The organism is Mesorhizobium sp. M7A.F.Ca.CA.001.08.2.1 (genome assembly GCF_003998455.1).
Classification (GTDB): domain Bacteria; phylum Pseudomonadota; class Alphaproteobacteria; order Rhizobiales; family Rhizobiaceae; genus Mesorhizobium; species Mesorhizobium ciceri.
Window position 1 is genome coordinate 1 of sequence record NZ_RZPW01000086.1, and the last position, 12,785, is coordinate 12,785.

13 protein-coding genes are annotated in these 12,785 nt (G+C 65.3%); 8 read left to right on the forward strand and 5 right to left on the reverse strand.

Going from position 1 to position 12,785, the window contains the following annotated elements; genetic code table 11:
- The 6 genes from EN914_RS07900 to EN914_RS07925 all read left to right on the forward strand — a co-directional run.
- Positions 1-773: sugar-binding transcriptional regulator (locus EN914_RS07900; protein ID WP_127389041.1), on the forward strand; the 773-nt coding region annotated here is incomplete at its 5' end.
- Positions 770-1,765 (forward strand): aldo/keto reductase, encoded by a 996-nt coding sequence (locus tag EN914_RS07905; RefSeq protein ID WP_024504450.1) that lies wholly within the window; start codon positions 770-772, stop codon positions 1,763-1,765. The genes EN914_RS07900 and EN914_RS07905, both read left to right, overlap by 4 nt.
- Before the next feature lie 21 nt (positions 1,766-1,786).
- The gene (locus EN914_RS07910) at positions 1,787-3,484 is read left to right on the forward strand and encodes a glycerol-3-phosphate dehydrogenase/oxidase (protein ID WP_024504449.1); all 1,698 of its coding nucleotides are present in this window, start codon (positions 1,787-1,789) and stop codon (positions 3,482-3,484) included.
- A 14-nt stretch (positions 3,485-3,498) separates the two neighbouring features.
- Positions 3,499-4,317 carry a class I fructose-bisphosphate aldolase gene (locus tag EN914_RS07915; RefSeq protein ID WP_024504448.1) on the forward strand — a complete coding sequence of 273 codons (819 nt, stop codon included), beginning with the start codon at positions 3,499-3,501 and terminating at the stop codon, positions 4,315-4,317.
- A 22-nt stretch (positions 4,318-4,339) separates the two neighbouring features.
- Positions 4,340-5,854: an FGGY-family carbohydrate kinase gene (locus EN914_RS07920; RefSeq protein WP_024504447.1), complete on the forward strand. Its 1,515-nt coding sequence runs from the start codon at positions 4,340-4,342 to the stop codon at positions 5,852-5,854.
- The gene (locus EN914_RS07925; RefSeq protein WP_024504446.1) at positions 5,851-7,467 is read left to right on the forward strand and encodes a GMC family oxidoreductase; all 1,617 of its coding nucleotides are present in this window, start codon (positions 5,851-5,853) and stop codon (positions 7,465-7,467) included. Before EN914_RS07920 ends, EN914_RS07925 begins: the two co-directional genes overlap by 4 nt.
- A gap of 12 nt (positions 7,468-7,479) precedes the next feature.
- Here EN914_RS07925 and EN914_RS07930 read toward each other — a convergent pair whose 3' ends face one another.
- Entirely contained in the window at positions 7,480-8,397 is a 918-nt protein-coding gene (locus tag EN914_RS07930) for a LysR family transcriptional regulator (protein ID WP_024504445.1), read from the reverse strand.
- 134 nt (positions 8,398-8,531) lie between these two features.
- On the opposite strand from EN914_RS07930, the gene EN914_RS07935 reads away from it, so the two are divergent.
- Both EN914_RS07935 and EN914_RS07940 read left to right on the forward strand, forming a co-directional pair.
- Positions 8,532-9,170 carry a DsbA family protein gene (locus EN914_RS07935; protein ID WP_024504444.1) on the forward strand — a complete coding sequence of 213 codons (639 nt, stop codon included), beginning with the start codon at positions 8,532-8,534 and terminating at the stop codon, positions 9,168-9,170.
- Between the two features lie 36 nt (positions 9,171-9,206).
- Positions 9,207-9,818 carry an NAD(P)-dependent oxidoreductase gene (locus EN914_RS07940; protein WP_024504443.1) on the forward strand — a complete coding sequence of 204 codons (612 nt, stop codon included), beginning with the start codon at positions 9,207-9,209 and terminating at the stop codon, positions 9,816-9,818.
- A gap of 25 nt (positions 9,819-9,843) precedes the next feature.
- On the opposite strand, the gene EN914_RS07945 is transcribed toward EN914_RS07940, so the two are convergent.
- From EN914_RS07945 to EN914_RS07960, 4 genes are all read right to left on the reverse strand, one after another.
- A complete protein-coding gene (locus tag EN914_RS07945) occupies positions 9,844-10,644 on the reverse strand; it encodes an ABC transporter ATP-binding protein (RefSeq protein WP_013529483.1) in 801 nt (266 codons plus the stop codon).
- Positions 10,641-11,543: an ABC transporter ATP-binding protein gene (locus EN914_RS07950; RefSeq protein ID WP_024504442.1), complete on the reverse strand. Its 903-nt coding sequence runs from the start codon at positions 11,541-11,543 to the stop codon at positions 10,641-10,643. The genes EN914_RS07945 and EN914_RS07950 overlap by 4 nt, the downstream gene beginning before the upstream one ends.
- Complete coding sequence (locus tag EN914_RS07955; RefSeq protein WP_024504441.1) at positions 11,540-12,370, reverse strand: ABC transporter permease; 831 nt, start codon at positions 12,368-12,370, stop codon at positions 11,540-11,542. The genes EN914_RS07950 and EN914_RS07955 overlap by 4 nt, the downstream gene beginning before the upstream one ends.
- Positions 12,367-12,785, reverse strand: a 419-nt coding sequence (locus tag EN914_RS07960) for an ABC transporter permease (protein ID WP_164778683.1), incomplete at its 5' end; no start/stop codon positions are given. The genes EN914_RS07960 and EN914_RS07955, both read right to left, overlap by 4 nt.

A 12,785-nucleotide genomic window follows, 5' to 3' on the forward strand; every position in this document is an offset into this window, starting at 1 on the left:
ACCTGGAAGCGCGGCTGGTGGCGCTGGGCGGCATCGAGCGGGCGATGGTGGTGCCGTCGGTCTCCGAAAATCCGCACACCGCCCTGCAGCGGGTCGGCGAGGCTGCGGCCGGGCTGCTGCTCGACACCATCAAGGACGGCGACACCATCTCGATCACCGGCGGCAAGGGCGTCAGCGCGCTGGTCGCCGGTCTCAAGCCGGGGCGCCGCTACGACGTCGAAATCATTCCCGCCACCGGGCTGGTGCAGGGCAAGCACTACACCGATGTCAACCACGTCGCCTCGCTGATGGCCGACAAGCTCGGCGGCCGCGCCTACCAGATCCATGCGCCGTTGTTTGCGGACACCGCGCAGCAGCGCGAGATGCTGATGGGCATCAGCTCCGTCGCAGACGTGTTTCGCAAGGCGCGCGAGGCCGATGTCGCGGTGGTGGGTGTCGGCTCCATCCTGACCGACGATTCCAGTTACTACGATTTGCATCCGTCCTCGAATGCCGATCGCCAGGCGATCGAGAAGTCCGGGGCAACAGGCGAGCTGCTCGCCCATCTCATCGATCGCCGGGGCAAGCTTTGCAACTACTCGCTCAACCGTTCGTTGGTCTCGCTGACGCTTGACGAGTTCGCGACCATCCCGCGCTCGATCGGCATTGCAAGTGGCGCCAGCAAGGTCGCGCCGATCCTCGCCGCAATGCGCGGAAATCATCTCGACACCATCGTCACGGACGAGGCCACGGGGCTCCAGATCCTCGAGCTGGCCGAACAGGAGGCAGCATGAATTCTCGACAGATCCAGCGGCAGATCGGCAAGTCCGGCATATCGGCGTCGGCCGTGGGCCTGGGCACCTGGGCGATTGGCGGATGGATGTGGGGCGGCACCGACGAAAAGGAGTCGGTGCGGGCGATCGAAGCCTCGATCGATGCCGGCCTCAACCTGATCGACACAGCGCCGGCCTACGGTCTTGGCCGCAGCGAGGCGATCGTCGGCACCGCCATCAAGGGCAAGCGCGACAAGGTGGTGATCGCGACCAAATGCGGGCTGAACTGGCATTCGGGCAAGGGCGGGCATTTCTTCGACCAGGACGACAAGCCAGTGCATCGCTATCTCGGCGCCGACGGCATCGCCTATGAGGTCGAGCAGAGCCTGCGGCGTCTCGGCACCGATCATATCGACCTCTACATCACCCATTGGCAGGACCCGACGACGCCGATCGCCGAGACGATGGCGGCATTGGAAAAGCTCAAGGCAGCCGGCAAGATCCGCGCCATCGGCGCCAGCAATATCAGCGCCGAGGATCTCGGCCACTATATCGATGCCGGCCAGCTCGATGCGATCCAGGAGCGCTATTCGATGATCGACCGCGACATCGAGAGCAGCCTGCTGCCGATCACTCGCCGCCATGACATCGCCATGCTCAGCTATTCGTCGCTGGCGCTGGGGCTGCTCACCGGCACGGTCGACCCCGGCCGCACATTCGGCGGCGACGACCAGCGCAAGGACAACCCGCGCTTTTCCACGGCCAACCGACAGAAGGTGGCAAAGCTGAAGGAGGCCATCGCCCCTATCGCCGAGAGCCACCAGGCGTCGACCGCGCAGATCGTCATCGCCTGGACGCTCGCCCAGCCGGGCATCACCTTCGCCCTGTGCGGCGCGCGCAATCCCGAACAGGCGCTCGACAATGCGCGGGCCGGGGAGATCACGCTTGCGGCAGGCGAGCTTGCGGCAATCGACGCCGCGGCAGCCGCGCATCTCACCGCGATGGATGCCTGAGAAAAAAAGGCAACAGCCCCGATGAACCGTAGCCATACGTTAGCCGGTCTGCGCGACCGGCCTGATATCGTCGTGCTCGTCATCGGTGGCGGCATCAACGGCATCAGCGTCTTTCGCGAACTGGCGCTGCAAGGCGTCCATGTCGTGCTGGCGGAAAAGGGCGACTATTGCAGCGGCGCCAGTGCCGCCCTTTCACGCATGGTGCATGGCGGCCTGCGCTACCTCGAAAACGGCGAATTCAAACTGGTGCGCGAATCGCTGCTCGAACGTGACCGGCTGCTGAGGAATGCCCCGCACTATGTGGCCCCGTTGCCGACGACGGTGCCGATCTTCGACATTTTCTCCGGCCTTGCCAACGGTGCGGTGCGCTTCCTGGGTCTGACGCGGCGGCCGAGCCGGCGTGGTGCGCTGGTCATCAAGACCGGCCTTGCCATGTACGACCTGTTCACCGCCGCACGGCGTTTGATGCCGACGCACAGGTTCAGGGGCCGCGCCGAAACCTTGAAAAAATGGCCGGCGATCAATCCGGCGATCCGCAATTCGGCGACCTACTACGACGCCTGGGTGAGCCGGCCCGAACGCCTCGGCCTGGAGATGCTGCTGGACGCCACGGCGAGCGCGGCGAACGCCCGCGCCTTGAACTACGCTCAGGTATCGTCGACAGGTGATAGCCTCGCCATTACCGACACGCTGACGGGCGAACAACTGCCGGTACGGGCGCAATTGGTCATCAACGCCACTGGCGGCTGGATCGACCTGACCAACAAGGCCATCGGGGCGGCGGCGCAGACGATGATGGGCGGCACCAAGGGCTCGCATCTCATCGTCGACAACGCAGAACTGTTCGACGCGCTCGGCGGCCATATGGTCTATTACGAGAACGAGGACGGGCGCATCTGCATCCTGTTTCCCTATCTCGGCAAGGTGCTGATAGGCTCGACCGACATCCGGGTCGACGATCCGGACAAGGTCCGTTGCGAGGAGGACGAGCAGCGCTACATCCTGCAGTCGCTCGCCTTTGTATTCCCCTCGATCAAAGTAGCTGAAAACCAGATCGTGTTCCGCTTCGCCGGCGTGCGACCCTTGCCCGCCAGCGAGGACAGTTTTACCAGCCGCATACCGCGCGATCATTTTTGCGAGTTCGTAGAAGCGAGCGGGCATCTGCCGGCGACACTGTGCATGATCGGCGGCAAGTGGACCACCTTCCGTTCGTTTGGAGCGCTGGCCGCCGACATGGCGTTGAAGCGGCTCGGCCTCGCGCGCAGCCAGGGAACGCAGGACATGGCCATCGGTGGCGGCCGTGATTTTCCGGCCGATCCGGACGCCTGGTGCGCATCATTCGCCGCCGAGCATGGCCTGACGGTCGAGCGCGCGCAAACGCTTCTGCAGCGCTATGGCACGTCGGCCAGGGATTTTGTTTCGCACCCGGCGGGCGAACAGATGCTGCCGCAGTCGGACTATTCGGCAAGCGAGATAGGGCGCATCATCGAGCGCGAGCAGGTCGAGTGCCTTGCCGACCTGTTCTTGCGCCGCACCACCATCGCCATTTCAGGCGGTCTCAGCTTCGACCTCGTCAACGCCGTTCTCGACATGCTGGCGGCGCACAAGGACTGGAGCGCCAGCGAGGCTGCCACCGAGCGCTCGACCTTCCTCGCCTTGCTGGCCGACCGGCACGGCATCGACCTCCAGACACATCAAAGGAGCGCCCTATGCGCGTAAACAAGAAAGTCCGTATGAACCGGCTGTTCGGCGGCGGCCGCTGCCTCGACGTCGCCATCGATCATGGCGTCTGCAACGAGCCGAGTTTCCTTGCCGGGCTGGAAGACATGGCCAGCGTGGTCAACCAGCTGGTCAAGGCCGGCCCCGACGCCATCCAGATGAACTACGGCCAGGCTGACCTGCTGCAGGCCGTGCCTGGCAAGGACAAGCCGGCGCTGGTGATGCGCATCGACATGGGCAATCCCTATAACAGGATACGCCACCGGGCGATGTGGGCGGTGCTGCAGAACGAAGCCGAGCCCTTGCTTGGCGCCATCGAGATGGATGCGGCTTGCGTCGTGGTCAATCTGTTCATGCTACCCGACGAGCCGGACCTGTTCCGGCAATGCGTGCAGAACATCGCCCGCGTGCGCGCCGATTGCGAGAAATACGGCCTGCCGCTGATGATCGAGCCGCTGGCCATGCTGCCGGTCACCGAGCATGGCGGCTACATGGTTGACGGCGACGCCGATAAGATCGTCACCTTGACCCGGCTTGCCCGCGAGATGGGTGCCGATATCGTCAAGGCCGACCCGACCACCGATCCCAACGACTTCCACCGCGTCGTCGAGGCGGCGCGCTGCCCGGTGCTGGTGCGCGGCGGCGGCAAGGAGGATCTGCGTGCCGTGTTCGACAAGTCGGCCGCCTTGATGGCACAGGGTGCGCTTGGCATGGTCTATGGCCGCAACATCTACCAGCATGCCAACCCGAGCGCTGTCGTGCGCGGGCTGATGGCGATCATTCACGACGATGCCGATGGCGGCGCAGCCTGGGATCTGTACAACCAGGCATAGGCTGCGGCCTCGGGAGGCGCCAATGGCAAGCTATACCCTCGGTCTCGATGCCGGCAACACCGTCATCAAGGCGATCCTCTTCGACCTGTCGGGCCGCGAACTGGCATTCGCCGCCCGTGACGGCCGCTCGTCCATGCCAAAGCCCGGACATGTCGAACGCGACCTCGACGAACTCTGGCGCAATGCGGTCTCGGTCATTGGTCAATGCATCGCTGAGGCCGGTATCGACGCCGGCGAGATCGTCGCCATCGGCTGCGCCGGCCATGGCAACGGGCTCTACGCGCTCGATCGTGCGGGCGCGCCATTGATCGGCATCCAGTCGCTCGACACACGCGCCGTCGACATCGTTGCCGAATGGGCAGAACAGAATGTCGGCGACCGCACCTACGCACATTGCCTGCAGCGGCCGTGGGCGGCGCAGACGCCGACCCTGCTTGCCTGGCTCAAGCGCTTTTCGCCGGCTTTGTTTGCCAGCATCGGAACTGTGTTCTTGTGCAAGGATTTCGTCGTCAACCGCCTGACAGGTGCGCGCAGCAGCGATACTTCAGATATGTCGGGCTGCGGCCTGCTGCAGATGCAGGACCGCCGCTACGAGCCGGACCTGCTTGCCGCCTATGGGCTCGGCGATTGCATGGACCTGCTGCCGCCAGTGCTGGAATCGGCCGACATTGCCGGCCATGTCAGCGCGGAGGTGGCGGCCCTGACGGGACTGCGCGCCGGCACGCCGGTCGTCGCCGGGCTGTTCGATGTCGTCGCCAGCGCGGTCGGTTCGGGCGTGACCAGAACCGGTGCCGCCTCGGTCATCGCCGGAACCTGGAGCATCAACCAGGTCATCACCGACAAGCCGATCCGCGACCCTTCGATCTTCATGCTGTCGACTTTCGATCGCCAGCGCTATCTGGCGATCGAATCCAGTGCCACCTCGGCCGCCAATCTCGAATGGATCGTTCGCGAATTCCTCGAACATGGCGGCGAAGCCGGCAAGTCGCCATTCGAATTGTGCAGCGAACTGGTGGCGTCCGTTGATCCCAACAGCGACATCCCGATCTATCATCCCTTCCTTTATGGCTCGCAGCAGAATGGCCATGCGCGCGCCGGCTTCTACGGCATCGCCGGCTGGCACAGCCGAGCCCATCTGCTGCGTGCGCTGTTCGAGGGTGTCGCCTTCGAGCACAAGCGCCATGTCGAGACCTTGCACAAAGCGGGCGCCGATTTCGACCAGGTGGTGCTGTCCGGCGGCGGCTCGCGCAGCAGCGTCTGGCCGCAGATTTTCGCCGATGTGCTCGGCGTGCCCGTCACCGTGGCGCGCAGCCGCGAAACCGGCGCGCTGGGAGCGGCGATCGCGGCGGGCACCGGCGTCGGCATTTTCGCGGACTACAGTGCCGGTGCAGCCGCCATGACAGCGGCCGCCCGACATTTTGTACCCAACGAGACGGTTGCTCACGCATACGCACGGCGGTATCGACTCTATGGCGAGATCAACCAGGCGATGACCCCGATGTGGGAGCGCATCGCCGGACAGCAGGCGCGCACGTGACCGAAGCTTCACCGTCTCCGTTCGGCAGTTACGACTACGTCATCGTCGGTGCCGGCTCCGCCGGCTGCGTGCTCGCCAACCGGCTCTCGGCCGATCCGCGCAACAAGGTGCTGCTGCTCGAGGCCGGCGGCAGCGACCGCTATCACTGGGTCGATATCCCGATCGGCTATCTCTTCTGCATGGGCAACCCGCGCACCGACTGGATGATGAAGACCGAGCCGGAAGCCGGTCTCAACGGACGCAGCCTCAACTATCCGCGCGGCAAGGTGCTCGGCGGCTGTTCATCGATCAACGGCATGATCTACATGCGCGGCCAGGCTGCCGACTATGATGGCTGGCGCCAGGCCGGCAATGCCGGCTGGGGCTGGGACGATGTCCTGCCTTACTTCCTCAAGTCGGAAGACTTCCATGGTGGCAAGAGCGCCATGCACGGCAGCGGCGGCGAGTGGCGGGTCGAACGGCAGCGGCTTTCATGGCCGATCCTCGACGCCTTCCGGGACGCGGCCGAGGAACTCGGCATTCCGCGCACCGAAGACTTCAACACCGGCACCAATGAAGGCTCGGGCTATTTCGAGGTCAACCAGAGGAAGGGCGTCCGCTGGAACACATCGAAGGCGTTTTTGCGCGGTATAGCGGGGCGCAAGAACCTTCGCGTAGTGCTCGGCGCGGAAACCGAACGGCTCGAATTCGACGGCCGGCGCGTCACCGGACTGGTTTTCCGCCAAGGCGGCCGCCTGCATCAGGTCCGCGCTGGACAGACGATCCTTGCGGCCGGCGCCATCAACTCGCCCAGGCTGCTCGAACTGTCGGGGGTGGGGCGCCCCGACCTGCTCTCGGGCATCGGCGTGGATGTTCGTCATGCTTTGCCAGGCGTCGGAGAAAACCTGCAGGACCATCTGCAGATCCGCACCGTCTTCAAGGTCGCCAACACTGCCACGCTCAACCAGCGTTACCACAATCTGGTCAGCCGTGCGTCGATGGGGCTGGAATACGCGCTCAAGCGCAGCGGGCCGCTGTCGATGGCGCCAAGCCAGCTCGGCATCTTCGCCAGGAGCGATCCGCGCCTCGCAACGCCCGATCTGGAATATCATGTGCAGCCGCTGAGCACCGACCGTCTGGGCGAGCCGCTGCATCGCTTTCCCGCGGTCACCGTCTCGGTCTGCAATCTGCGTCCGGAAAGCCGGGGCAGCGTGCACATGGGTTCGTCCGACGCGCGGGAGACGGCGAAGATCCGGCCGAACTATCTTTCCACCGAGGGAGACCGCAGCGTGGCCGTCGCGTCGTTGCGCCATGTCCGCAGTTTGATGAAGGCTCGGGCGGTGGCGCGCTTTGCGCCGGAAGAGATGCTGCCCGGCACGCAGTATGACAGCGATGAAGAGCTCATCCGCAAGGCCGGCGATATCGGCACGACGATCTTCCACCCCGTCGGCACCTGCAAGATGGGTTCGGATACGATGGCGGTGGTCGACGACGGCCTGCGTGTTCACGGGCTTGCCGGGCTGCGCGTGGTCGATGCCTCGATCATGCCGACAATCGTCTCGGGCAACACCAACTCGCCGGTCGTCATGATCGCGGAGAAGGCAGCCGAGATGATCCTGCAAGAGGCCCGCTGACCGCCATCGGCTTCAAGCCGTGGCAACACCGCGCGATCGCCGCTTCTCGGCCGCCGCGAGCAGATCGACGAAGGTGCGCACCTTGGCGGGCCGGAACCGGGCCGGCGGAAAGACTGCGTGGATGCCGCCTGACGGCAGGCTCCAGTCGGCAAATACCGGCACCAGCCGCCCCTCGGCGATATCGTCGCTGACGCTGTAGTCCGGAAAGACGCCCAGCCCGATGCCGACGAGCACGCAAGCAAGGGCGGCGGGGCTCTTGTCGCACATGAGGACCGGATTGAGCTCGGTCAGCACCGTTTCGCCATCCCTGGAAAACAGCCATTGGCCGATGCCGCGCAACTGGGTGTTGCCGACCCAGGCCAGCGATCTTGCCTGGCGCGGCGTCAGGTCCGGCGGCAGGCTCGCCGCGAAGCCAGGGCTCGCCACCACGATTTGCCGGATCGTCCCCAGCCGCCGCGCCTGGTTCGAGGAATCGGTGAGCCAGCCGACGCGGATGCCGAGATCGATCTGCTCGTCCACCAGATTGCTGACGGCGTCGTCGAAGATCGCCTCGACGCGCATCTGCGGATAGGTTCTGAGATAGGCCGCCATGACCGGAGCCACCATCTTGGTGCCGTAGTCGAGCGGCGCCGTCAGCCTCAGCGTTCCGCTCGGTTCGACGGTCCCGCGCGAGATTTCGCCATAGGCGGCCTCCGCTTCCCGCAGGATGATCATCGCGCGGTCATAGAAGAGGCGCCCCTCTTCGGTCGGCCTGACACGCCGGGTCGTGCGCTGCAGCAGCGTTGCGCCCAGTTCCTCTTCGAGCTTGCCGATCTGATGGCTGACCACGGCCTTGGCGACGCCAAGCCGGTTGGCTGCGGCCGTGAACGAGCCGGTTTCCATCACCGTGGTGAAGTAGGCGAGCCGATTGAGGTTCAGAAGTTCGGCCAAGCTGGCTGCCATTTGTATGAGCAGATCATACAGTTTGTATTATTGGGTGCCATTTATCGCAAGACCCCCACCTGCCACATATCAGCCAACGGCATTCGATCAAGCCGGCAGCCGGATCATGGGTAGCAGCGATTATGAACAATTCAGAAGTGACCTATCTTTTCGATCCGCTCTGCGGCTGGTGCTATGGTGCCACCCGGATGCTCGGCCGGTTGTCGGCCGCCGGCGTGCGCGTCGAGCTGCTGCCGACCGGCCTGTTTTCCGGCGCCGGCGCGCGTCCGATGGATGAAGGTTTTGCGGCGCACGCCTGGGCGAACGACCAGCGCATCGAGCGCCTGACCGGACAATCGTTCACGCCGGCCTACCGGCACAATGTCCTCAATGTCCGTGGCACCCTGCTCGACTCACATGCCGCCACACTCGGCATCACTGCCGCTGGCCTGGAGGACCCTAGCCGCCGGTTTGCGGCGCTGAAGACGATCCAGCATGCGCGCTATGTAGAAGGACGCGATGTCGTGACGATCGGCGGTGTGGCCGAGGTGCTCGCCGCCGACGGCATGGCGGACGCCGCCGAAATGCTCAAGGCGCCGACCGAAACATTGCTGGCGGCTCACCGCGATCAGGTTGGCCGTGGCCGTGCGCTGTTCCAGCGCCTGCATGCCGATGGCGTGCCTTCGCTCGCGGTCATCCGCAACGATGCGCCCCGGCTCATCGGTTCGAACGCGCTGTTCGGCAGCTTCGACAATCTCGTCGCCCACATCGCGGCGGCGTGACCCCATCCTCCAGACCCCAAGCATAAGGAAACACACATGGCAAAAGTCGCTCTCATTGGTGCATCGGGCGCTGTCGGTTCGCGCCTTCTCAGGGAACTCTCCGATGGCGGCCATACCGTCACGGGCATCGCGCGCAACCCGGAAAAGATTGTCGCGCTTCCGGGCGTTACGGCCAGGAAGGGCGATGTCTTCGACACAGAAGGTCTCGCGGACCTGATCCGCGGCCATGACGCTGTGATCAGCTCTGTGCATTTCCTGGATAGCGATACCGATGCACTGATCGAGGCGGTGCGCGCCTCCGGCGTGAAGCGCTATCTCGTCGTCGGCGGCGCCGGCAGTCTCGAAGTCGCGCCCGGCAAGCGGCTGGTCGATAGCCCCAACTTCCCGGCGATCTACAAGGCAGAAGCGCAGAAGGGCGCCGACTTCCTGGACAGATTGAAGACGGTCGACGACCTCGATTGGACGTTCCTGTCGCCATCCGCCATGTTCGTGCCTGGCGAGCGCACCGGCAAATTCCGCCTCGGCAAGGACACGCTTCTCGCCTCCGACGAGGGCAGCAGCATTTCCTTCGAGGACTACGCGATCGTCATGGTCGACGAGATCGAGAAGCCGGCCCATATCAGGCAGCGCTTCACCGTCGGCTATTGAGCGAACGGATGGTGGCGGCCGGGTCTCAATCGAGGCCGGCCGACGCCAGCCGCATCAGGGTCCGGTTCAATCTCGGTGCTGCCGCCACCAGCGCCTTTCCAATGGCCGATTGCGGTGCGTCGATGACGGTTCGGGCATCGCCGTTCTCGGCAACCCGGCCGGCGTCGAGAAGGATAACGCGGTGGGCGATCGACCGGATGACGCCGAGATCATGTGAAATGAAGAGATAGGCGATCTTTTCCTGGCGCTGCAGGTCGAGCAAAAGCTCGAGGATCTCCCCGCGCACGGAAACGTCGAGCGCCGACACCGCTTCATCGAGCACGATCAGCGACGGCTTCGTGGCGATGGCGCGGGCAATGGCGACGCGCTGCCGCTGGCCGCCTGAGATTTCATGGATGGCACGCGGGGCGAGGTCCGCCGTCAGCCCGACGCGCTCCAGCAAGGCGGCGATGCGGCGCGGGCGCTCGCTGCGGGAAGCGATGCCATGGATGCGCAAGGGATCGTCGAGCACACGCGCCACTGTGGCGCGCGGGTTGAAGGCGGCAAGCGGGTCCTGGAACACCATTTGCAGGCGCGCGCGGCGGGCACGCAGTGCTGCGCTGCGCAGGGCCAGGAAATCGTCGCCTTCGAACTCGATGCGTCCGTCGTCCGGCTCGATCAATCGCAGCACCACCCGCGCGATCGTCGATTTGCCGCTGCCGGAGGGTCCGGCCAACGCCAGCGTTTCGCCCGGCTCGATGTGAAAGGAGACATCGTCGACTGCAGCGATGGTGTTGTCGCCTCGACGGTAGCGCTTGGTGAGATTGGACACCGCCAGCAGGCTCATGCGTGGAGCCCGGCTCGGTTCAGCAGCGGCTTGGTGTCGAGGCCGATATGGGCATCGAGCAATGCGCGCGTATAGGGCTGGGCCGGGGCGCCGACAATCTGCGCCGTCATGCCAAGCTCGACCAACTGCCCATGGCGGAAAACGGCGATGCGCCCGGCAAGCTCGGCCGCCAGCGCGATGTCATGGCTGATGAACAGCAGCGTCATGCCGTCCTCGGTCACCAGGCGTCGGATCAAGGCGACGATCTCGGCCTGCACGATGGTATCGAGCGCGCTGGTCGCTTCGTCGGCGATCAGCAATTTCGGACCGGCCGCAATGGCGGCGGCAATCGCCACACGCTGCTTCTGGCCGCCGGAAAGCTGGTGCGGGAAGGCGCGCAAGGCCGAGTCAGGATCGGGCAGGCGGACGCGTTCGAGCAGGGTTTTGGCCCTGGCATAGGACTGGGACCAGGTGAGGCCGAGATGGGTGCGGGCGACTTCGGCGATTTGTTTGCCGATTGGCATTACGGGGTCGAGGCTGGCGGATGGGTCCTGGAAGACGAAGCCGATATCGCGGCCGCCGCGGGGAGGGTGACTTGATCTGGTGAAGAGCTTTTGCGGTCTGTGCTCTACGAGGCCCCCCTCTGTCCTGCCGGACATGTCCGGCAGGACAGAGGGGGGTGCCTTGACGCCCAACGCCGACGGTAGGAACCAATCGATCTTTCCTTCAGTCTTGGTGCTTGCCGGCAACAGCCCTGCAATCGCCAGCGCCAGCGTGCTCTTGCCCGAACCGCTTTCGCCGATGATGGCCAAGCGCTCGCCAGCCTCTATGTCGAGGCTGAAATCCTTCAGCGCCGTCGCCTCGTTGCCGTCGCGGCGGTAGGTCACCGTCAGGTCGCGGATCGAAGCCAGCGCGGTCACGACAGGCCTCTCCTGACCGCCGTCGTCTCGACGATGCCTTCGCCGGCGAGATAGACGCCGAGCACGGTCAGCACCAGCGCTATGCCCGGGACGATCGACAGGAAGGGCGCGGTGCGCAAAACAGTGCGGCCTTCAGCAATCATGCCGCCCCAGGTGACCCGGTTGGGATCTCCCAGGCCGAGGAACGACAAGGCCGCCTCGGTGAGGATCGCCGCGGCGACGATCACCGACGACATCGCCAGCACCGGCGGCAAGGCATTGGGCAGCACCTCGCGAAAGGCGATCGCCAGCGGGGGCATGCCGATGACCCTGGCGCCGGCGACATAATCGCGTTCGCGAATGGAGAGGACTTCCGCGCGGGCGACACGGGCTGGTCCGGTCCAGGTGCCAAGCGCGATGGCGATCACGACGATGCCGAGCGACGGTCCGACGACGCTGACGAAGGCCAGTGCCAGCAGGAAACTCGGCACGGTCTGGAAGGCGTCGGTGATGCGCATCAGCACCTCGTCGACGAGGCCGCCGGCAAAGCCGGCCAATGTGCCGACCACTGCCCCGACGACAAGTGCGGCGGCCGCGGCGGCGATCCCGACAGCCAGCGATGTGCGGGCGCCATGAAAAAGCTCGGCCAGCACGTCGCGGCCAAGCCGATCGGTGCCAAGCGGGAGCGACCAGTCCTGGAACGACGGCAGCAGCGCCGGCCCGGCAATCGCTTGCGGATCGCCGGGGAACAGCAGCGACGCCGACAGCGCCATGGCGATCAGCGCCGCCAGGAGGATGGCGCCGGCGACCGCCTCGGGCGTGCGCAGAAAGCGGCGGAGGGCACTCATGCGCCGGCCTCGCTGGCGCCGACGCGCGGGTCGAGGAAGGCATAGGCGATGTCGACGGCAAGGTTGATGACAATGACCAGGAGGGCGCTGGTGAGAATAATGCCGAGCAGAAGCGGCGTATCGCGGGAGGCGACTGCCTCCTGCGCCAGCCGGCCGAGGCCGGGCACGGAAAAGACGCTCTCGATGACGACACTGCCGCCGAGCATCTGCGCCGACTGCAGGCCGAGCATGGTGACCAGCGGCAGCAGTGCATTGCGGGCGACGTGGGCGAGCACGATGCGGCGGCGTGATAATCCCTTGGCGCGCGCGGCCAAGACGAAATCCTGCCGCCAGACCTCGGCCATGCCGGCGCGCATCATGCGCAGATAAAGCGCCAGGTAGATGAAGCCGAGGGCCGAAACAGGCAGGATAAGAT

Coding starts and splice junctions, on each gene's coding strand:
- EN914_RS07945 (WP_013529483.1), bottom strand. CDS start 10,644: ATGAGCCTGCTGGCGGTGTCCAATCTCACCAAGCGCTACCGTCGAGGC.
- EN914_RS07955 (WP_024504441.1), bottom strand. CDS start 12,370: ATGAGTGCCCTCCGCCGCTTTCTGCGCACGCCCGAGGCGGTCGCCGGC.
- EN914_RS07915 (WP_024504448.1), top strand. CDS start 3,499: ATGAACCGGCTGTTCGGCGGCGGCCGCTGCCTCGACGTCGCCATCGAT.
- EN914_RS07940 (WP_024504443.1), top strand. CDS start 9,207: ATGGCAAAAGTCGCTCTCATTGGTGCATCGGGCGCTGTCGGTTCGCGC.
- EN914_RS07935 (WP_024504444.1), top strand. CDS start 8,532: ATGAACAATTCAGAAGTGACCTATCTTTTCGATCCGCTCTGCGGCTGG.
- EN914_RS07920 (WP_024504447.1), top strand. CDS start 4,340: ATGGCAAGCTATACCCTCGGTCTCGATGCCGGCAACACCGTCATCAAG.
- EN914_RS07905 (WP_024504450.1), top strand. CDS start 770: ATGAATTCTCGACAGATCCAGCGGCAGATCGGCAAGTCCGGCATATCG.
- EN914_RS07910 (WP_024504449.1), top strand. CDS start 1,787: ATGAACCGTAGCCATACGTTAGCCGGTCTGCGCGACCGGCCTGATATC.